Here is a 19,671-nt window from a genome sequence, read left to right as displayed (position 1 = left end):
CTTAGATAGAACTGAGGTTCATCAAGGCGCTGTTGACGACGAGTCAAATTGGCTATCGTTTCTCTATTATCGTTTGATTTCTTCCATGACATACGCCTCAATCACATCATCAGTCTTGATATCATTGTAGCCATCAATCATCAATCCACCTTCACGACCGTTTGTAACTTCTTTGACGTCGTCTTTGTAGTGTTTCAAGCTTGCAAGTTCACCATCGTAAATAACGACACCGTCACGAATAACACGAACTTTCGAGTCACGGGTAACTTTACCGCTAGTAACCATAAATCCACCGATGGTTCCCACTTTAGATACCTTGAAGGTTTCACGGATAACTGCTTCACCGATAACTTTTTCTTCGAATTCTGGGTCAAGCATCCCTTTCATGGCTTCTTCCATCTCTTCGATAACCTTATAGATAATGCTGTGGAGACGGATTTCTACATCGTCAGCTTCCGCTTGTTGACGCGCTTGTGGTGTAGGGCGTACGTTGAAACCAACGATAAAGGCATTTGAAGCTTCCGCAAGAGTCACGTCAGATTCGTTGATAGCACCGACTGCCGAGTGGACAATGGTAACTTTGACACCTTCTACATCGATCTTTTGAAGTGAGGCAGAAAGGGCTTCAACAGAACCTTGTACGTCGGCCTTGATGATAACGTTAACTGACTTAAGCTCACCAGCTTTAAGTGTATCAAAGAGGTTTTCAAGGCTGACACGTTGGGTAGCTTGACGTTGTTTCATAAGGGCACGTTTCGCACGTTCCTCACCGGCTGCACGCGCAGATTTTTCATCTTCGTAAACGGCAAAGTGGTCACCAGCCATTGGCGCTTCGTTCAAACCTGTAATAGAAACTGGTGTTGATGGACCAGCAACCTTGACACGACGACCAAGGTCATTTGTCATAGCACGGACACGACCGAAGGTATTTCCGACAACGATTGGGTCTTGGACATTCAAGGTACCTTGTTGCACAAGAAGGGTTGCGACCGCACCTTTTCCTTTATCCAAACGCGCTTCGATAACCGTACCGATCGCACGCACTGTTGGGTCTGCTTTGAGTTCTTGGATTTCAGCCACAAGAAGGACTGTTTCCAACAATTCTTCAATGTTTTGGTTGAACTTAGCTGAGATTTCAACAAATTCAGAATCTCCACCCCAAGCTGTTGACATGACCCCATGCTCTGCCAATTCACCGATAACGCGTTCTGGGTTGGCACCTGGTTTATCAATCTTGTTGATAGCCACGATAATTGGAACGTTTGCCGCTTTTGAGTGGTTGATGGCTTCGATAGTCTGAGGCATAACCCCGTCGTCGGCTGCAACGACCAAGATGGTAATATCGGTAACAGAAGCACCACGCGCACGCATAGAGGTGAAGGCCGCGTGTCCCGGTGTATCAAGGAAGGTGATCTTCTTGCCATTTTCAACGATTTGGTAGGCACCGATATGCTGCGTGATACCACCTGCTTCACCTGTCGCTACACGAGAGTTACGAAGGGTATCCAAGAGGGTTGTCTTACCATGGTCAACGTGTCCCATGATGGTTACAACTGGTGGACGCTCAACCAATTCATCTTCATTAAGATAGCCATCTTCGACAAAGAAACGTTCGATGTCGGCATTATCCACTTCAACCTTTTGTTTGGCTTCGATACCGTAATCCACCATGAGGAGTTCAATTGTTTCTCCATCCAAGGATTGGTTTTGTGTGGCCATGACACCCATCATAAAGAGTTTCTTAACGATTTCAGCTGGTTCACGTTTGATACGTTTTGCGATTTCCGCAACAGTCATACCATCTGTATACTCAAATTCTGTTGGCAATTCGTGGAACTTACGCTCTGTAACAGGTTTTGGAGTCTGGTTACGGTTGTTTTGCTTGTTCCCTTTTTTATTTTTCTTATTGTTATTCCAGTTACTATTTCTTTGATTTCTCACTTGATTCTGACTACTTCGATTCTTTTGTTGTTTTCTAGGACCATCTTCTTCGTGATCATAATCGTCACGTTCTTTGTCTGGTCGAGCTTGTTTTTTACGACGTGTATCCACTGGCGCTTCTTTCGCTACAGGAGCTACTGTTACGGCTGGCTGCGTTTGTTCAGCTAGCTTAGCAGCTTCTTCAAAGATTTCCTCTGGTTCCTTGCGTTTGTTAGCTTGAGCCAAGGCTTCTTTGGCAGCTTGCGATTGTTTGAAGCGCTCCTCGCTTGAGCGTGCGTACTCTGCATTTTGCTCTGCTTTTAGGGCTGCTGCACGGGCTTTAAAGTCAACACGTGGGCCAACTTGCTTGGGCTGGAAGTCTTGTTGCTGACGGCGATCATTGCCACGATTTCCTTGACCTTGTGGTTTTTTCCCTTGGTCGTTAAATCGGCGATTGTCGCGGTTACCTTGACCAGGTTTGCCACCATTACGGCCGTCGTTTTTCTGACGGTTGCCGTTTTGTTGTTGGTCACGGTTGTTGCCCTTGTTTTGTTTGCGTCGTTCTGCCTGCTCTTTGGCACGCGCCTCACGCTCCGCCTTGAAGTTTCGACTCTGTGGTCTTGCGGCCACTACTTTTTCTTCCTTAGGAGCTGCAGGTGTAGCTGGTTTACTTTCTTCCTTAGCGACAACTGGTTTAGCTGATACAGGCTTTTCAACTTTCTTTTCTACACTTACTTTTGGTGCTGCAGGTTTTGCTTCTGCCTTAGGAGCAGGTGCAGGTTTAAAGCTAGCTGCGATTTGTTCAGCAGCAACTGCTTCTACGCTCGATGAGTGGCTTTTCACATCCAAGCCCAACTCTTTTGCACGCGCTACAACTTCTTTACTTTCTTTTCCAAGTTCTTTTGCGATTTCGTACAATCTTTTCTTAGACAAATCATGTCCTCCTCTTCTATTCCATAAGAGACCTCATTTTCTTTGTAAATCCAGCATCTGTCACAGCCAAAACCTTTCTCGATTTTCCGACTGCTATGCTTAATTCCAGTGTTGAAAACACGGTTATAACTTCTACTTGATAATAGTCACTTTTGTCTTGAATCTTCTTGGTCAGATTGGGACCAGCATCATGGGCTAGAAAGACTAGCTTGGCTTTCTGGTCTTGGATGGCCTTGACCACCAATTCCTCACCTGATATGATCCGGCCTGCTCGCTGAGCAAGTCCCAAGAGATTGCTTATCTTTTGCTTATTCAAGTCCTAACTCTCTTCTTTTCACTTTGTGATCTACATAAGCGATCAACTCGTCATAAAAGCTTTCTTCCACTTCCATGTTAAAGCTGCGGTTAAAGACTTTCTTCTTTTTTGCCTCTAGGGCTTCTGCATTGTCTAGCTTGATATAAGCGCCACGGCCATTGGCCTTGCCTGTCGGATCGATAAAGACCTGTCCTTCTTTGTTCTTGACAATGCGGAGCAAATCACGCTTATCAATCACTTCATTGGATACAACAGACTTGCGCAAAGGGATTTTTCTTGTTTTCATCTTTCCCTCCTCTAGCAGCTTTTATTCTTCTGTCAATTCATCCGCAGCTGCGTAATCAACTTGACCTGCTTCTTCCATAGCTTCAAATTCACTTGCAGACTTGATATCGATACGGTAACCTGTCAAATGAGCTGCCAAGCGAACGTTTTGTCCACGACGACCGATGGCAAGAGATAGCTTGTTATCAGGTACAACGACCAAGGCACGTTTGCTGTCATTTTCATCAAAGATAACTTGGTCAACCTCTGCCGGTGCGATGGCATTGTAGATAAACTCAGCTGGATCTGCTACCCACTCGATAACGTCGATGTTTTCTTCGACAGGAATCATGCGGTCGCTCTTAGCATCGTAACGAGCTGGGTGGAATTTGCTGGTGATTTTCTTGATATTAGCACCACCACGTCCAACGATTGTCCCGATAGCGTCCACGTTTGGATTGTGGCTACGAACAGCAACTTTCGTACGGTCACCAGCTTCACGGGCTACGCTCATAATTTCAACAGTTCCATCGTAAACTTCTGGAATTTCTTGTTCCATCAAGCGTTTGATCATTTCTGGATGGCTACGGCTAACAAAGACGTTGACACCACGAGGGTTGTCTTCAACCTTGTAGACATAAACTTCGATACGGTCGTGGGAAGCAAACACTTCTCCAGGGATTTGGTCTTGTTTTGACAATTGGGCTTCAATGCTGCCAAGGTTGACATAGATAAAGCGGTTGTCAAATCGTTCTACTGTACCAGACATGATTTCTTGTTCATGTTCCTTATAAGTATTGTAGGTGATGGCACGTGTTTGCTTGCGCATTTTTTCCATGATGGTTTGTTTAGCAGATTGGGCTGCTACACGACCAAACTCAGCTGGTGCTTCTTCAAACTTGATTTTGTCACCAAGCTCATAGGCTGAATTAATGGCAAGGGCATCTTTCAAGCTGATTTCCAAACGGCTATCAAATACTTCATCTACAACTTCACGAACAGTATAGACAGTAAAGTCACCTGTCTTTTCATTGAAGTCGATAGCTACGCTGTCAGATTGACCATAGCGTCTGCGATAAGCGGAACGAAGCGACTCTACTACTGCGTCGATGATGTCTTCTTTTTTGATACCCTTGTCTTCTTCCAAAATGCGGAAGGCCTCTAGCATTTCTTTACTCATGTTCTTTTTACTTTTGAATCCTCAAAAGCTATCCTTTCTTTTCTATAGTTTTACTGCTAAACGTGCTTTTGATACTAAACTGTATGGAATTTGGACGGTTTTCTTACGTGTCTTGTCCATATATTCCATGGTCAACTCGTCCTCTTCAAAGGATACCAAGGTTCCTTCAAAGACTTTTTGCTTATCGATGGCTTGGTAGAGCCCGACATGGATGTATTTCCCAACCGCTCCAGCGACAGCATCCTTGGTTTTCAAAGGACGTTCCAAGCCTGGACTGGTGATTTCTAGGAAATATTGTTCTGGGAAGGGATCGGGCTTGATGGTGTCTAGAACAGGACTGATGATTTCTGTCAAGTCTGCCGTGTCGTTCAAGGTAATTCCTTCGGGTTTATCTACAAAAATACTGAGAATCATGTCACTGCCAATCTTTCCATACTCGATATCCACGAGCTCGAAAGGTGCTTGGATGACAGGTTCTACAACTTCTCTGACTAATTCTACGATTGTTGCGATTGTGTCCACCTCCTCATAAGCAAGAGGCGAAGATATTTCCCCGCCTCTCTTTCTCATATTCTTACTATCAGTATAGCACGTTTGTCAATTTATGTAAAGCATTAGCACTCAAACGGCTGGTTTTCAAGCTATTTCTTAAAATTCTGCCTCAACTCGGTAGATCACTTGACCCTTGCTGGAGAATTTTTGCTCATACTCTGTCATGACATTGCCTTCAAAATCACTGGCATGCAAGTCTAGCCAAACCCCATTAAGTTTCATCCCATACTGAGAAAAGCTCACTAGACTGTACTCAAACAAGCCACGATTGTCTGTCTTGAAATGGATTTCCCCATTCTCAGGCAAGATGCGCTTGAAGGTATCCAAGAAACTCTTGTAAGTCAAACGACGTTTTTCATGGCGTTTTTTAGGCCAGGGATCTGAAAAGTTTAGGTAGAGACGATCAATCTCACCGTCTTCAAAGTAGTCGGTCAGATCTGAACCATCTACCCACAGCAACTTGATGTTGGGCACTCCAACTTCTAATACCTTATCCAAGGCATAACTCAATACCGACTTTTGGATATCAATCCCAATGTAGTTGATGTCAGGATTTTGCTTGGCCATTCCTGATACGAAGGCCCCTTTCCCACTTCCAACCTCTACATGAATAGGATGATCATTTCCAAACAAGTCTCGCCATTTCCCTTTAGCTTCCAAGGGATTGAGGACCACATACTGAGGATTGGCCTCTAGTAATTCTGTCGCCCCTTTACGATTTCTAACTCTCATCTCTTCTTTCCATACTTGTCACGGAAGACGCGCAAGGCATAAATCTCCCGGTTTACATTGTCTAAATCTTGATTTTCACAGTATTTGGCAATCTGGTTCAAATAAGAATACTGACCATACCAATACAATTTATCTAACACTGTCTGATTGTACTTATAGCCGTAGTCTCTCAACCATTGGCGCCACTGATGATCCGGAATGTAGTGGCATAGCAAATGCGCCACATCAAACATACGATCCGTCAGACGAACCGAATCCCAATCCACTAGATAAACGAGTCCACTCTCTGTTTCAATCCAATTACTATGACGAAGATCCCCGTGCACAATCGTTGCATGGTCTTCCCTAAAACCTGGAACCGTCTTACCTAGCTCCGCAATCACACTGTTCAAATAGTGATTCTGCTTCAAGATTTCTGGAACCCCTTGCTGCCAAGAACGTAGCAAATCAACTGGTGTTTCCATGGTGTATCCCAAACGGCTCAACTGCTTCATCAAAGGACGCGAGCGGTGAAGGCGGTTCAAGATATTGATAATCTGCTTGCGATTCATATCGTAAGGGGTCAAGATTTTACCCGTCAGCCATTCCTGAGCACACATATCACGGCCATCTGGCAAACGACGAGTCCATAGTAATTGAGGAGCGATTTGTTCTCTGGCTAGCCCAGGTAGGATTGGAGAGGTGTTCATTTTTACAAAGACGCGCTTCCCATCAGGGTAGCTTCCCATATAAGCTTTGCCACTCTTCCCAGGGATAGGGGTCAGCGTTAGCTCATTATCACCCAAGTCCATTTCTTTCCTCCGTATAAAGTTTCCTTACTATTCTACTAGTTTTTGGTCTATTCGTCAACCAATCTTTTTAGTTGGTAAGGCAAATAAAACAATTGTAGGAAGAGACTAGCCCCTACAAGAGCCAACAAGGCTATTTTTTCTTGAAAAACCACTGCTCCGACTAGCAATTCCAGCAAAAGAACTGCACTTCCCACACCAAGCACAATCTGTTTCAATCCCTTCTCTTTCTCCCCTTTTTCTAGTGGAAAGAGCTGAGTCAAGTACTGGTAGTCAAAGGCATGATAGAGGGCCAGTAACTGAAAGAGCAGGAGATAGTTAAATAAAACTACTACTGCTGTCGCGATCCAGGATTGCTCGATGAAGATCACAGCTAACAAGGATAGGAGTAAGAGACGGAGACTGAGGGCAAAGAGATCTCCATTTCGCAGATAAGAACGAAGATAGAGGTTTTGCCAAATCTTGCTCGGCACTTTCTGAACTGCTTTAAGGATAAAATCCAGATAAGCGCGACGTTTGACACTATTTGAAACCCCCTTGACCTGAGTAAAGAGAGCAAAGAAACGAAGCAAGACTTGCTTGCGCTTGCTTTCTTGGGCAATGACATAGTCCCAGTCGAGGCCAGTTTCAGTACAAAATTTGCTGGCCTTTTGACGAAAGAGGAGATATTTTACTACTCCCAATAAAAGCACATAGACCAGAAAAACTGGCAAGCCATAACCCATGGCTAAAAATAAGGGCGCAAATAAAAGCAAGAAAAGGGTTTGGACAAAGAGCCAAAAGACTAGTGAGCGCACTGTCTGCCCTTTGAGGTGAGACTTAACCTCCTCTTCACTGACTAAGAGAAAGAGCTTGTCAGGTCCTTCCATGTAGGTCGCGATTCCTCCCCAAGCCAAAAGCAAGATAGATACTATTACTAAAAACAAGAGAATAGGCCAGTGGTTTTCAGGAAAATGTTGCAGGAGTTGACTGTACTGGTAAGCTAGAAAACCGATGAGAACTAGCAGGAACAAGACAAAGTGGTCATTGAGAACATAGCGCAGATAACTGACACACTCCTTACGAAAAGCCTGCTTTCGCTTTAAAAACAAGTCTTTCATAGCTCCTCCTCTTTGGTCAGAGCCAAGTAAATATCATTCAAACTCGCTTCAGGCATGCTAAAGGTCTCGCGCAGTTGCTGGAGATTCCCCTGAGCCCGAACCTCTCCCTTGTGGAGAATGACAAAGGCATCACACATCTTTTCTGCTGAGTCTAGCACGTGGGTACTCATGAGAATGGACTTGCCTTTTTGCTTTTCCACTTCTAGAAGCTGAATCAAGTCAGAAATGGCCAGCGGATCGAGCCCAAGAAAAGGCTCATCAACGATGAAAAGACTCGGATCCACCACAAAAGCACAGATAATCATGACCTTCTGCTTCATCCCTTTTGAGAAATGTACTGGAAACCAGTCTAATTTTTGATCCAAACGAAACATTTTTAACAAAGGTTCCACACGATCAAAAGCCACTTTTTGCTCAATACCATAGGCCATGGCAACCGTCTCGATATGCTCCCTGAGGGTCAATTCCTCATACAGACTAGGCGTTTCTGGGATATAGCCAATCTGCTTGCGATAGCTGGTCGCATCTTCTCGCAGGGTGAGACCGTTAATCTTGATTTCCCCACTGTAAGGTGTCAACAGACCAATGATCTCATTAATTGTCGTTGATTTCCCAGCACCATTGAGACCAATTAAACCGACCAACTGCCCACTTTCAACGGTAAAGGACACATCTTTCAAGACAGGGACGTGAACATAGCCACCTGTCAGGTTTTTAATTTCTAACATATTTTCTCCGAATCTGGTATAATGTAGCTATATTATATCAAAATTCAATACAGTAGAGGTGGATTTTATGTCAGATTGCATTTTTTGTAAGATCATCGCAGGGGAGATTCCTGCTTCAAAAGTATACGAAGATGAGCATGTTCTTGCCTTTCTTGATATCTCTCAAGTAACGCCTGGACACACCCTCATTGTACCAAAAGAGCACTATCGCAATCTTTTGGAGATGGATGCTGCAAGTGCCAGCCAACTCTTTGCCCAAGTGCCAACAGTGGCTCAAAAAGTCATGAAGGCTACCAAGGCTGTCGGCATGAATATCATCGCCAACTGTGAGGAAGTTGCTGGTCAAACAGTCTTTCATACTCACGTGCATCTCGTACCCCGCTACGGTGCAGAAGATGACCTCAAGATTGACTTTATCGCCCACGAACCTGACTTTGACAAACTTGCCCAAGTCGCTGAAACCATTAAAAACGCTTAAGGAGTTGCCATGAAACTATCCAATCTATTGCTATTTGCAGGAGCTGCAGCCGGAAGTTATTTTGTCGTGAAAAATCGCCAAGCCATTCAGGATGAAGTGCTAGATACAACTGACCGCGTCGAAGCTATCAAGGATGATTTGGATATCATCCAAAACAGCCTACAAATCATCGACCAACAAAAAGCCCTTATCAAGGAATACCAAAAAGATTTGACCTACAAGTTCAAAGTCTTGGAAAAAGATTTCCAAACTAGACTAACTGTGGTAAAAGAAACACAGGAGCTTGAGGATAAGTAAAAAGAGCCCGATGGCTCTTTTTAGTTTATAGATTTCTTAAGACTTTCCTTAAGTAATGACGGACGGTAGCGACCTTCTTCGAAGCTCCATACCTAAACTTTGAGCCTAGGCCTCAAAGTGTCCGGACACCTGAAATCAATCGGTTTCAGGTGTTTTCATTACAGCGAAAAGTCTGGGAAAGTATTTGATTTATACTCAATGAAAATCAAAGAGCAAACTAAGAAACTAGCCGCAGGTTGCTCAAAACACTGTTTTGAGGTTGTAGATAAGACTGACGAAGTCAGTTACATATATACGCAAGGCGACGTTGACGCGGTTTGAAGAGATTTTCGAAGAGTATTAGTTATGAAACGGTGAATGAGTTGTCTCAATTGTGGTGTATAGTTGATGGGATATAGCTGGTTTACGCTTTAAAAAGAGCCACTCGGCTCTTTTTAGTTTATTCTCCTTCAAAGGCATCTTTTATATGATCAAAGAAGCCTTTTTTCTTTGGATTGACTTTCAAGTCACCTGCAGCTGCGAATTCTTTAAGCGCTGCTTTTTGGCGGTCGTTCAAACCTGTCGGAGTCACGACATTGACAGTAACATATTGGTCACCAACGGCACCGCCACGAAGGCTAGGTGCTCCCTTACCACGTAGACGGAATTTCTTGCCAGTCTGTGTTCCTTCTGGGATAACCAATTCAACATCTCCATGCACGGTTGGAATTTCCACAGTATCTCCAAGAGTAGCTTGGACAATATTAAGATTTAACTTGTAGAAAATAGTTGTTCCTTCACGTTCAAACTTATCGCTGGCTTCTACTGAAACCACTACATACAAGTCTCCGTAAGGCCCACCGTTAAAGCCTGCTTCACCTTGACCAGCTAGGCGAATTTGTTGACCAGTTTCCACACCAGCAGGAATTTTCACATGTACGCTATGAGCTTGTTTTTCATGACCTGTTCCATGACAAGTTGTACATGGATCCTTGATTTCTTTTCCGCGACCATGACAGACATCACAAGTTACTTGACGTCGCATCATACCAAGCGGAGTCTGCGTATCGACATTAATGACACCAGCGCCATGACAGCGTCCACAAGTGACTGGACTTGTCCCTGGCTTAGCACCAGATCCATTACAGGTACGACAGCTTGCTTCACGGTTGTACTTAACTTCTTTTTCAGCTCCGAAGATGGCTTCTTCAAAGGTCAAGTTCACACGGTACTGGAGATCATCCCCTTGACGAGGAGCGTTTGGATTGCGTGAAGCTCCGCCTCCCCCGAAAAAACTTGAAAAGATATCTTCAAAACCACCGAAGCCACCTGCTCCGTCAAAGCCACCAAAACCGCCAGCACCACCAAAGCCACCGTTGGCACCTGCAGCACCATATTGGTCGTAGGCTGCACGTTTTTGGTCGTCACTCAAAGTCTCATAGGCTTCTTGAACTTCCTTGTATTTTTCCTCAGCACCAGGCTCCTTGTTGATATCTGGGTGGTATTTTTTTGAAAGCTTACGATAAGCCTTTTTGATCTCGTCTGCCGAAGCGTTTTTTGACACCCCCAGACGATCATAAAATTCAGTATTGTTCATACAAGATACTAAGAGCGAACAGAAAACGACTGAAATTTAGGAAACCGACAAGAAATCCTGATTTCTTAGGAGGTTTATCTAATTTCCAAGCTTTCCGCTCGAGTTCAGTTACTCGAACACCCTTATTCCTTTCTGTTAATATTGCGGAACAAAACCTCAATCTAGGTCGGGTTCAATTCCTTTCTTTCATATTGATGATAAAAACTCAAATAAATTGGGTTTAGCCCCTTTTTACCGAAAAACAGAGGCTGGGTTGCAACCTCTGGATTTCTTCTTATACTTACAACGCAAAAGTCATCATAGCGATTGTAGTAGATTGGCAATCACTTTAGTGATTAGTCATTCTTAACGACCTCGCTCTCCTGATTTTCAAGCTCGGGATAAAATAGTCCACTGGACTATTTTATTTTTCCGTAAACTCTCCGTCTACGACGTCATCGCCTGCGTTTCCTGTTGTTTGTGCGCCTTCTGCTCCTGCTTGAGCTTGTTGAGCTGCTGCGGCTTGTTCGTAGAGTTTAACAGCAAGTCCTTGAGCTTTTTCGTTCAATGCTTCAAGTTTAGCTTTCATGTCGTCCAAGTTGTTGTCTTCTTGGGCTTTCTTAAGCTCATCAAGAGCAACTTGAGCAGCGTCACGTTCTGCATCGAAGCCTTTGCCTTCAGTTTCCTTGATTGTCTTTTCAGTCGCAAAGATAGCTTGGTCTACTTCGTTACGAAGGTCCACTTCTTCTTTACGTTTCTTATCTGCTTCAGCGTTAGCTTCTGCATCTTTCATCATGCGGTCGATTTCTTCATCAGTCAAACCTGAGTTTGATTGGATAACAATTGTTTGTTCTTTTTGAGTTCCAAGATCTTTAGCCTTAACAGATACGATACCATTCTTGTCGATATCAAATGTTACTTCAATTTGAGGAATTCCACGAGGTGCAGCTGGGATATCTGTCAATTGGAAACGTCCAAGAGTCTTGTTGTCTGCTGCCATTGGGCGTTCACCTTGAAGAACGTGGATATCAACGGCTGGTTGGTTGTCTGCTGCTGTTGAGAAGACTTGTGATTTAGATGTTGGAATCGTAGTATTGCGGTCGATGAGTTTTGTGAAGACTCCACCCATTGTTTCGATACCTAGTGACAATGGTGTTACGTCAAGAAGGACAACGTCTTTCACATCACCAGTGATGACACCACCTTGGATCGCAGCACCCATAGCAACTACTTCGTCAGGGTTTACTGATTTGTTTGGTTCTTTACCAGTTTCAGCTTTCACAGCTTCCACAACGGCTGGGATACGAGTTGAACCACCAACAAGGATAACTTCGTCGATTTCTGACAAGCTCAAACCTGCATCTGAAAGGGCTTGACGAACTGGAACTTTTGTACGTTCAACAAGATCACGAGTCAAATCGTCAAATTTCGCACGAGTCAAAGTCATTTCCAAGTGAAGAGGTCCAGCTTCACCTGCAGTGATAAATGGCAAGCTGATTTGTGTTGAAGTTACACCAGAAAGGTCTTTCTTAGCTTTTTCAGCCGCATCTTTCAAACGTTGCATTGCCATCTTGTCAGTAGACAAGTCAATACCGTTTTCTTTCTTGAATTCTGCTACCAAGTGGTCGATAATCTTTTGGTCAAAGTCATCACCACCAAGTTTGTTGTCCCCTGCAGTTGACAATACGTCGAAGACACCGTCACCCAATTCAAGGATAGATACGTCAAATGTACCACCACCAAGGTCGAATACCAAGATTTTTTCTTCTTTGTCAGTCTTATCCAAACCGTAAGCAAGGGCTGCTGCAGTTGGTTCGTTGACGATACGTTCTACTTCAAGACCAGCGATTTTACCAGCGTCTTTTGTTGCTTGACGTTGCGCATCGTTGAAGTAGGCTGGAACTGTGATAACTGCTTTAGTTACTTTTTCACCAAGGTAATCTTCAGCGTAACCTTTCAAATATTGAAGAATCATAGCTGAGATTTCTTGTGGAGTGTATTCTTTTCCATTTGCAGAAACTTTTTCAGAAGTTCCCATCTTAGATTTGATAGAGATTACTGTATCTGGGTTTGTAACTGCTTGACGTTTTGCGGCATCACCAACGATGATTTCACCATTTTTGAATGACACTACAGATGGAGTTGTGCGATTTCCTTCTGGGTTTGCGATGATTTTGCTTTCAGTTCCTTCAAGAACTGCAACTGCTGAGTTTGTTGTACCTAAGTCAATACCGATAATTTTAGACATGTGTTTTTCTCCTTAAAGTTTAATTCGAATTTTGATTTTTTGATATTCCCCTTAAGTGGTGGGGACGTGAGCAACTCCCTACGGGATTTCATCACTTATTTTTGAGCCTATTGTCTCAAAAATCCCCTGTTTCAGTAGCAAAAGCTACTGAAACTTTCACCACGGCGGGAAATATCTTCCTTGCAAGCCTCCGGCTTGCTTTTTATCCTTCTTCATAGTTTATTGTCGTTTCGGACAAGTTTTCAATGTATATATGTTACGACACGAGGAGTCGAAATCGATATTATTTCGACGACGAGTTAGTAAGGAGGCTAGGCAAACGCCATAGCGATTGCCGTTTTCTGACGAGTTGCTTCAGCAACCATCAGAATTGCCTAGTTATATACTACTACCATGGCTGGGCGTAGGATGCGGTCATGGAGTTTGTAGCCTTTTTGAAAGACTTGGGCGATGGTATCTGCTGGATGTTCATCATCTGCTGGGAGAGTTTGGATGGCCATATGATAGTTATGGTCAAATTCGCCGTCAGCTGCGATTTCTTCGATTCCTTCTTCTTTCAAAGCGTAAACCAAGCTTTCTTGCACCATCTCCAATCCTTTTTTAACATCGTCTGTCAAACCTTCAACGGCTAGTGCACGTTCTAAGTTGTCGAGCGATGGTAAGATTGCTTTTGCCAGGTCTTGGCTACGATAACGTTGCAAGTTTTGACGTTCTTCATTGGCACGGCGTTGAATATTTTGCATTTCTGCATGAGCGCGAAGGTATTTATTTTCAAACTCATCTGCACGTTCATTTGCCAAGTCCAACTCTGACTTTTCAGGAGTTGTTTCTTCAGTTGTTTCCACAACTTCCTCTTCTTTCATTTCTTCGTTTTTTTTATCTTGGGCCATTTTCGCCTCCTTTATTGATTTCAAAATTAATTTACTTCGTAATGATTGCTGCTGAGGTAGCGATAAAAATCTGTCAACTTCATGGTCAAAACACGATTGACCACATTGACTTGGTTGACCAATTGCTGGTAATCCAGGTTGACTGGACCGATAATCGCTAGAATTCCAAAACCTCGATAAGGAATGAGGAATTTACTGCTAATCACTGCTAGGTTAGCTAGACAGGATTCCTGACTGTCCGCAACACGAACATTTTGCATCTGATCTTCATGCAGACCCTCACGAATCTCCAAAGCCACCTTTTGCGGTTGGTCAAAGAACTGATAGGCCGCTAGATTGGCAAAATTCAAGAGATTGACCTTGCCCGATACCACAATGTTTTCGTTGAACATTTCTTTAAAAATGTGTTCAAAGAGATCCATGACATTGTCCGTTGTTGTGAAGTAACGCTGGATAATCTGCGGAATCTCCGTCCGAATCTTGTAGTGAATATCTAGAACCGTGTGACCGAGGAAACGTTCTTGAATCAAGGTCTTGAGGCGATTTAAATCTTCCTGCAAGAAGTTCCTTGGAATCAGAAATTGACTGGTAACCGTTCGGGACTCGTCTAGGGTAAATACTGCCAAGGCTGTATGTTGCCCCAAAACAACGATATCAAAGGCTGTCAACCGTTGCCTGCTCGGCTCAACATCCAGTGCTACTACCGTACAGCCGCTCAGGTCTGTCAGTAGATTAGCAGCCTCTTGCAGGATATCCTCCAATTTGAAGAATTCCTGATCAAAGGCTTTGACAATCTCGTATACCTCATTTTCAGCCAGTCTGTCAAAAGCAAGCGAGTGTTTCACATAGTACTGAAATCCCGCGACACTTGGCATCCGACCGCTTGAGGTATGAGCCTTCTCAAGCAAACCCTGCTTCTCTAGAGCTGCCATGTCATTACGAATGGTAGCACTACTAGAATTGATAGACTCTTGTAGCGCCTTGGATCCGACAGGTTCGTGCGTTTTGGTAAAGATGTCAATGATCAGATTTAAAATATCCTGCTGACGCTCTGTAACCATCTCATCACTCCTCTCTGTCCGATTGATTAGCACTCTATGCACTCAAGTGCTAACTCATGATTCTATTATACACCCTTAGAAGAGAATGTCAAGACAAAAACTTAAAAAAATTAGCACTCTTTTATCAAGAGTGCTAAAAATCAGTCTACAGACCTAGAATCTTACTTCTCATCTACTTGGTATTTCCTTTTAAGTCTGAAAAAACCGTAGATTAGATAAGAAATCAAGCAAGCGTATAAAACGAAAATAATAAAGAAAGACTGAGACAAGTTTTCTCGATACAAACTCATGCAAACAACAAGACCACCTGAAAAAGTGGCTATACAGGAACGAAGTCTAGACCGCATAACTTCCCATCTGAGACCCTTACTCATATAGACTTTCTCCTCTGAAAGTATATCAGAAGTTGGTTTACGAAGAATTGAACAAAAACCTGTTTCTATCAATTCCCAACCGCTATTTCTAAAATCTTGTAGTTCATGCTTATACTTTTTAAGAAATCTAGAATCATAGATACGGTAGATGACATCGTCAGGTTGGCATTGGCAAAAATAGAAAAAACCAAAACGACTCGTTCTATATCTCCAACCTTTCAAGTGCATCTCATGTAAATATTCTTCTTCCTTGTCCAAATCAACAATGCTAAAAATCCGAAATTGTACTTTGCTATTCATTGTCTTACCTCCAAATCAGAAAACATACATGGTTTTATTTTTCAGATAATTCTTTCCACTTTTGAAACAAGCTCCAAAAAATATAAGAAATCTGAACCGCAAAAACTATCAATAAAACACAATCTATTATGACAATCAAAAACATTCCCCAACTGAAAGAACTAGCTCCACTGACAAACTTAGAGAAAACCGGTAGTAGAGCTAAAAATAGAATCAAAATAGGAAGCATCCGCATTATTAAAATCCGTTTGATCATAGCTAACTTCCCTGTAGCGTCATTATAGATTTCAAACTCAGTATCCGATTCAATTTCAGAATGTGGTTTTCTAAAATAGGAAAAACTATTAAAGTCTGTAATATGCTCCCAGCCACAGTCTTTAAATAGTTGTAAATAGGAGGCTCTCTCTGATTTTTTCATGGGATAAAAGTCCAACTGATAAGACACCTGCTCCGGTTGGCACTTTTCAAAAGTATACTTAACCGCAACTACTAAGTTAGAGTAGCTTACTTCCTTAAGTTTCCAGCCCTTAGCATGCATTTCCCCAAGGTATAAGGCCTCTCTATCATAATCCGCAATTGTAGATATCCGATATACAACCTTCTTTTCCATCATACTTCCTCCTGACTGTTTCTATAGAGCCGTTCAATACGTTTCAATTCAATCTCCAAAACCTTTCGTCCCAAATCTGTTATCTGATAGATTTTCCGTTTTTCCTCCTCTCGGACAAAGGAGATCAAGCCATCCTTTTCCATTTTTGACAAGGTTCCATACATAGTTCCAGGACTAATCAAAACTTGTGAATCTGTCATCTCCTTGACCTTTTGTGTAATACTATAACCATGACGTTCCTTTTGTAGACAGAACAAGATATAAAATCCTGTTTCCGTCATCGGAAGATAAACCCGACGAATCTTATCCGTCAATTCCATTTAACCCCACCTCCTATTTAGTTCGATATATCGCACCTCGTTATATAAACTATATCACATCTCGATATAAAATGCAAGAAAAAGAGAGAACGATTTCTCGTTCTCTCTTCTTAGACTCAGGAATTAAGAAGTCATTTTGTTATTTCCTAAGAGTTGCTTAGTCTTTCTTGCGAAGGACAAAAACTGCTAGGCTTGCAAAGGCAAGGCCAATGATTGAAAGAAGACCAGATACTGCTGAGCCTGTGTTTGGTAACAAGTTCTGATTTTGACTACTTCTTTCTTCTGGTTGACTAGTATTTCCAGAATCTTTAATTGGGGCCGGAGTGAATTCCCAGGTGCCTACGAAGTGTGCGTCTACTCCATTGATGGTTTCGGATGTCTTATCATAGGACTTGAAGCTCCAGGTACCTTCTGCTGTCTTAACTTCTGTTTGACTTGGTTGCGTTGGCGTTGCTTGACTGCCATCTTTCAAGTCTGTTTGGTCTGATGGAAGCAGGGATTTCACTTCTTGTGGAAGTTCTTTACCTGGAGTTCCGCTGACAAACTCGTGAGTTGCCTTATAGGTTGGGGATGGGGTGAATTCCCATGTACCTACAAACTTAACATCTGATCCATTAATTGTTTCCGATGTCTTATCGTAGAACTTGAAGCTCCAGGTACCTTCTGCTGTCTTCACTTCTGTTTTACTTGGTTGCGTTGGAGTTACTTTGTTGCCATCTTTCAAGTCTGTTTGGTCTGCTGGAAGCAAGGTTTTCACTTCTTGTGGAAGTTCTTTTCCTGGCGTTCCGCTGACAAACTCGTGAACTGCTTTATGAGTCACTGTTGATGCTGGGCTCGCTGTAAATTCCCATGTTCCTACAAACTTAACATCTGAACCGTTGACAGTCTCTGAAGTCTTGTCGTATGACTTGAAGCTCCATGTGCCTTCTGCTGTCTTAACTTCCGTTTTACTTGGTTGTGTTGGAGTTACTTGGTTGCCATCTTTCAAGTCTGTTTGGTCTGCTGGAAGCAGAGTTTTTACTTCTTGTGGAAGTTCTTTTCCTGGAGTTCCGCTGACAAACTCGTGAGTTGCCTTATGAGTCACTGTTGGCGCTGGAGTGAATTCCCAAGTACCGATAAAGTGGGCATCTGCTCCATTAATAGTTTCAGATGTCTTGTCATAGGACTTGAAGCTCCATGTGCCTTCTGCTGTCTTCACTTCCGTTTTACTTGGCTGAGTTGTGGTTTCTGATGCCTTGTCATAAGACTTAAAGCTCCATGTACCCTCTGCCGTCTTCACTTCTGTTTGGCTTGGTTGTGTTGGAGTTACTTGACTACCATTAGACAAGTTCTTTTCTGTTGCTGGAAGCAGGTCTTTCACTTCTTGTGGAAGTTCTTTGCCTGGGGTTCCACTCACAAACTCATGATGTTTTTCATAAAGGAGGGCCGTGCTTACCTGATTAGAAGGAGCTGATAAATTATCAACATGCAATGTTACAGTATTGTCAATCTTTCCAGAACCTTTTTCTTCTACTTTTTTGTTTGTAGTAGTATTATAAGTTACAATAATTTCAGCAGAAGAATTTGCTTTTATGTATTCAGGTGTCATTTTAACAGTAACAGTTTGACCATTCTTTTCAATAGTATAATCACGCCCTTCCTGTAAAGTCACTCCACCTGATTCCACTTTAAGTCCTTGATAATTAAGGCGCTCATCAAATTTCTGAACCATTTCGATAGATGAAGGCGTTGCTAAAATGTCCTTACCTGGAACCGGAACTTTAAACGTAGCTTTATAGGTTACATCTTGTCCTTCCTTAGCTGGAATCTCTGTAGGATCCACTGCTAGAACAGGGCTCGGATCAATTTTTTCAATATAAAGACCAAAGACGGCCGAAGCAACCTCTGTTGATGAGTAACCAAAATTCATACTATTACTATTTGATCGAAGGGCAAAACCAGAGATATTGTTCTCAGAATAGCTACCGCTTGTAATCTGAGTTGCTACCCAAGCAGTTCGATCTCCTTGATCTTCCTGTCTTAAGACATTGGCATTATTCATCAAACGAAGATTAACATCATTTTGATAATCCTTAACATAGAAGGTTTCCTTCAAGTTGTTGGCATCCATTGCATCGATGTCTGTTGGCTTCATAACCAACTTCAAATCTGTCTCGGAACCATCTGCATAACGCAACTCTGCTGTTACATCCGCATCAAGCCAAAAAGCCTTATTCATAATGTAGTCATGAGCCGCATCTACATAGGGAACATTCCCAATTTCAAAAGCACTACTTTCCCATAATTCAGAAATTGAGAAAAATTCAACAGTAGATTTTTGAGCACTATTCATCTCAGATTCTGCCTGAGCAGTATTAAGATAGTGTAGGGTTACTTTATTGAAATTTAGATAAGCATCTACTTGCTTACCATTGACTGTCCCAATATTTGTGAATTTTAGAGAAAGAGGATTTTCGAAAACTTGATCCTGTTTTTTACTTTTATCTACTTTAAGAGTAAAGTTCTCCATCTCGCCTGGATAGGCACCACCCCAGAGATATTCATAGTGGGGATTCGATAAATGAAACTGATCAACAGCCTGTGATTTAGATAAAACACTAAAATTGTTGATGTTCAAATTAAACTTACGAATATCCAAGGTTGAGATATCCGTTCCGTTTTTTATTTCTTCTAAAGCCGCATAAGATTGAAGCGGAATAAGAAAAATAGAAAAAAGTAAAACGACTAGTCCGAGAAAAGCCTGTTTTTTTCTACTGAAAATAGTAGAAAAAGGTATTCTCATGCGATTTTTCCATTTCATAATTAACCTCCAAACTAAAAATGATTTATATACAATCATTTTAAAAAGAAATGTTCACCTCATTCTAACACAAAAAGGGGGCAATTAAAAGTAGATTATAGATGAAAATTTATTATTTTGTATTTTCAGATTGTCAATTTTCGGTGAGAATAATTAAAATATCAAAATTTCAGAACAGGCATTTACACTATGTAAATAGCTGTTTTATAGTTGAAACTATTATCA

The 19,671-nt window shown here is 42.3% G+C and carries 19 protein-coding genes; 2 read left to right on the top strand and 17 right to left on the bottom strand.

The features are described from left to right. Window positions 1-66: 66 nt before the first annotated feature. The 9 genes from V470_01760 to V470_01720 form a co-directional block, all read right to left on the bottom strand. On the bottom strand, window positions 67-2,853 hold the full coding sequence (locus V470_01760) for a translation initiation factor IF-2 (GenBank protein AHZ47175.1): 2,787 nt from the start codon (window positions 2,851-2,853) through the stop codon (window positions 67-69). A 16-nt stretch (window positions 2,854-2,869) separates the two neighbouring features. After that, window positions 2,870-3,169: a hypothetical protein gene (locus tag V470_01755; GenBank protein ID AHZ47174.1), complete on the bottom strand. Its 300-nt coding sequence runs from the start codon at window positions 3,167-3,169 to the stop codon at window positions 2,870-2,872. Beyond that, a complete protein-coding gene (locus tag V470_01750; GenBank protein ID AHZ47173.1) occupies window positions 3,162-3,455 on the bottom strand; it encodes a DNA-binding protein in 294 nt (97 codons plus the stop codon). Before V470_01750 ends, V470_01755 begins: the two co-directional genes overlap by 8 nt. Window positions 3,456-3,476: 21 nt before the next feature. Beyond that, window positions 3,477-4,613 carry a transcription elongation factor NusA gene (locus V470_01745; protein ID AHZ47172.1) on the bottom strand — a complete coding sequence of 379 codons (1,137 nt, stop codon included), beginning with the start codon at window positions 4,611-4,613 and terminating at the stop codon, window positions 3,477-3,479. A gap of 42 nt (window positions 4,614-4,655) precedes the next feature. Further along, entirely contained in the window at window positions 4,656-5,135 is a 480-nt protein-coding gene (locus V470_01740) for a ribosome maturation protein RimP (protein AHZ47171.1), read from the bottom strand. Between the two features lie 126 nt (window positions 5,136-5,261). Then, window positions 5,262-5,897 (bottom strand): tRNA (guanine-N7)-methyltransferase, encoded by a 636-nt coding sequence (locus V470_01735; GenBank protein AHZ47170.1) that lies wholly within the window; start codon window positions 5,895-5,897, stop codon window positions 5,262-5,264. Next, the gene (locus V470_01730) at window positions 5,894-6,688 is read right to left on the bottom strand and encodes an aminoglycoside phosphotransferase (protein ID AHZ47169.1); all 795 of its coding nucleotides are present in this window, start codon (window positions 6,686-6,688) and stop codon (window positions 5,894-5,896) included. Before V470_01730 ends, V470_01735 begins: the two co-directional genes overlap by 4 nt. A gap of 47 nt (window positions 6,689-6,735) precedes the next feature. Then, the gene (locus tag V470_01725) at window positions 6,736-7,785 is read right to left on the bottom strand and encodes a multidrug ABC transporter permease (protein AHZ47168.1); all 1,050 of its coding nucleotides are present in this window, start codon (window positions 7,783-7,785) and stop codon (window positions 6,736-6,738) included. Next, window positions 7,782-8,513: a multidrug ABC transporter ATP-binding protein gene (locus tag V470_01720; GenBank protein ID AHZ47167.1), complete on the bottom strand. Its 732-nt coding sequence runs from the start codon at window positions 8,511-8,513 to the stop codon at window positions 7,782-7,784. Before V470_01720 ends, V470_01725 begins: the two co-directional genes overlap by 4 nt. A gap of 67 nt (window positions 8,514-8,580) precedes the next feature. Here V470_01720 and V470_01715 point away from each other — a divergent pair, with 67 nt between their 5' ends. Further along, a complete protein-coding gene (locus V470_01715) occupies window positions 8,581-8,991 on the top strand; it encodes a histidine triad protein (protein AHZ47166.1) in 411 nt (136 codons plus the stop codon). Between the two features lie 9 nt (window positions 8,992-9,000). Continuing rightward, the gene (locus V470_01710) at window positions 9,001-9,288 is read left to right on the top strand and encodes a hypothetical protein (protein AHZ47165.1); all 288 of its coding nucleotides are present in this window, start codon (window positions 9,001-9,003) and stop codon (window positions 9,286-9,288) included. 439 nt (window positions 9,289-9,727) lie between these two features. Here V470_01710 and V470_01705 read toward each other — a convergent pair whose 3' ends face one another. The 8 genes from V470_01705 to V470_10525 all read right to left on the bottom strand — a co-directional run bounded on the left by V470_01705 (window position 9,728) and on the right by V470_10525 (window position 19,446). After that, the gene (locus V470_01705) at window positions 9,728-10,864 is read right to left on the bottom strand and encodes a molecular chaperone DnaJ (protein ID AHZ47164.1); all 1,137 of its coding nucleotides are present in this window, start codon (window positions 10,862-10,864) and stop codon (window positions 9,728-9,730) included. Window positions 10,865-11,267: 403 nt separating this feature from the next. Further along, window positions 11,268-13,091 (bottom strand): molecular chaperone DnaK, encoded by a 1,824-nt coding sequence (gene dnaK, locus V470_01700; protein ID AHZ47163.1) that lies wholly within the window; start codon window positions 13,089-13,091, stop codon window positions 11,268-11,270. Window positions 13,092-13,465: 374 nt separating this feature from the next. Continuing rightward, window positions 13,466-13,981: a heat shock protein GrpE gene (locus tag V470_01695; GenBank protein ID AHZ47162.1), complete on the bottom strand. Its 516-nt coding sequence runs from the start codon at window positions 13,979-13,981 to the stop codon at window positions 13,466-13,468. A gap of 26 nt (window positions 13,982-14,007) precedes the next feature. Then, entirely contained in the window at window positions 14,008-15,042 is a 1,035-nt protein-coding gene (locus V470_01690; GenBank protein AHZ47161.1) for an HrcA family transcriptional regulator, read from the bottom strand. Between the two features lie 161 nt (window positions 15,043-15,203). Next, the gene (locus V470_01685; protein ID AHZ47160.1) at window positions 15,204-15,716 is read right to left on the bottom strand and encodes a phosphoglycerate kinase; all 513 of its coding nucleotides are present in this window, start codon (window positions 15,714-15,716) and stop codon (window positions 15,204-15,206) included. A 34-nt stretch (window positions 15,717-15,750) separates the two neighbouring features. Further along, window positions 15,751-16,326, bottom strand: coding sequence for a hypothetical protein (locus V470_01680; GenBank protein AHZ47159.1), 576 nt, complete (start codon window positions 16,324-16,326; stop codon window positions 15,751-15,753). Then, complete coding sequence (locus V470_01675; GenBank protein AHZ47158.1) at window positions 16,326-16,646, bottom strand: PadR family transcriptional regulator; 321 nt, start codon at window positions 16,644-16,646, stop codon at window positions 16,326-16,328. The genes V470_01680 and V470_01675 overlap by 1 nt, the downstream gene beginning before the upstream one ends. Window positions 16,647-16,803: 157 nt before the next feature. Then, complete coding sequence (locus tag V470_10525; GenBank protein AJZ74440.1) at window positions 16,804-19,446, bottom strand: fibrillin; 2,643 nt, start codon at window positions 19,444-19,446, stop codon at window positions 16,804-16,806. Window positions 19,447-19,671: the final 225 nt, after the last annotated feature.

The organism is Streptococcus sp. VT 162, from assembly GCA_000688775.2.
In the GTDB taxonomy this organism is placed as follows: domain Bacteria; phylum Bacillota; class Bacilli; order Lactobacillales; family Streptococcaceae; genus Streptococcus.
This window is presented reverse-complemented; position numbering and strand designations above follow the sequence as displayed.

Coding starts and splice junctions, on each gene's coding strand:
- V470_01730 (AHZ47169.1), bottom strand. CDS start 6,688: ATGGACTTGGGTGATAATGAGCTAACGCTGACCCCTATCCCTGGGAAG.
- V470_01695 (AHZ47162.1), bottom strand. CDS start 13,981: ATGGCCCAAGATAAAAAAAACGAAGAAATGAAAGAAGAGGAAGTTGTG.
- V470_01715 (AHZ47166.1), top strand. CDS start 8,581: ATGTCAGATTGCATTTTTTGTAAGATCATCGCAGGGGAGATTCCTGCT.
- V470_01675 (AHZ47158.1), bottom strand. CDS start 16,646: ATGGAATTGACGGATAAGATTCGTCGGGTTTATCTTCCGATGACGGAA.
- V470_01720 (AHZ47167.1), bottom strand. CDS start 8,513: ATGTTAGAAATTAAAAACCTGACAGGTGGCTATGTTCACGTCCCTGTC.
- V470_01685 (AHZ47160.1), bottom strand. CDS start 15,716: ATGAATAGCAAAGTACAATTTCGGATTTTTAGCATTGTTGATTTGGAC.
- V470_01725 (AHZ47168.1), bottom strand. CDS start 7,785: ATGAAAGACTTGTTTTTAAAGCGAAAGCAGGCTTTTCGTAAGGAGTGT.
- V470_01705 (AHZ47164.1), bottom strand. CDS start 10,864: ATGAACAATACTGAATTTTATGATCGTCTGGGGGTGTCAAAAAACGCT.
- V470_01690 (AHZ47161.1), bottom strand. CDS start 15,042: ATGGTTACAGAGCGTCAGCAGGATATTTTAAATCTGATCATTGACATC.
- dnaK (AHZ47163.1), bottom strand. CDS start 13,091: ATGTCTAAAATTATCGGTATTGACTTAGGTACAACAAACTCAGCAGTT.
- V470_01710 (AHZ47165.1), top strand. CDS start 9,001: ATGAAACTATCCAATCTATTGCTATTTGCAGGAGCTGCAGCCGGAAGT.
- V470_10525 (AJZ74440.1), bottom strand. CDS start 19,446: ATGAAATGGAAAAATCGCATGAGAATACCTTTTTCTACTATTTTCAGT.
- V470_01750 (AHZ47173.1), bottom strand. CDS start 3,455: ATGAAAACAAGAAAAATCCCTTTGCGCAAGTCTGTTGTATCCAATGAA.
- V470_01735 (AHZ47170.1), bottom strand. CDS start 5,897: ATGAGAGTTAGAAATCGTAAAGGGGCGACAGAATTACTAGAGGCCAAT.
- V470_01745 (AHZ47172.1), bottom strand. CDS start 4,613: ATGAGTAAAGAAATGCTAGAGGCCTTCCGCATTTTGGAAGAAGACAAG.
- V470_01680 (AHZ47159.1), bottom strand. CDS start 16,326: ATGGAAAAGAAGGTTGTATATCGGATATCTACAATTGCGGATTATGAT.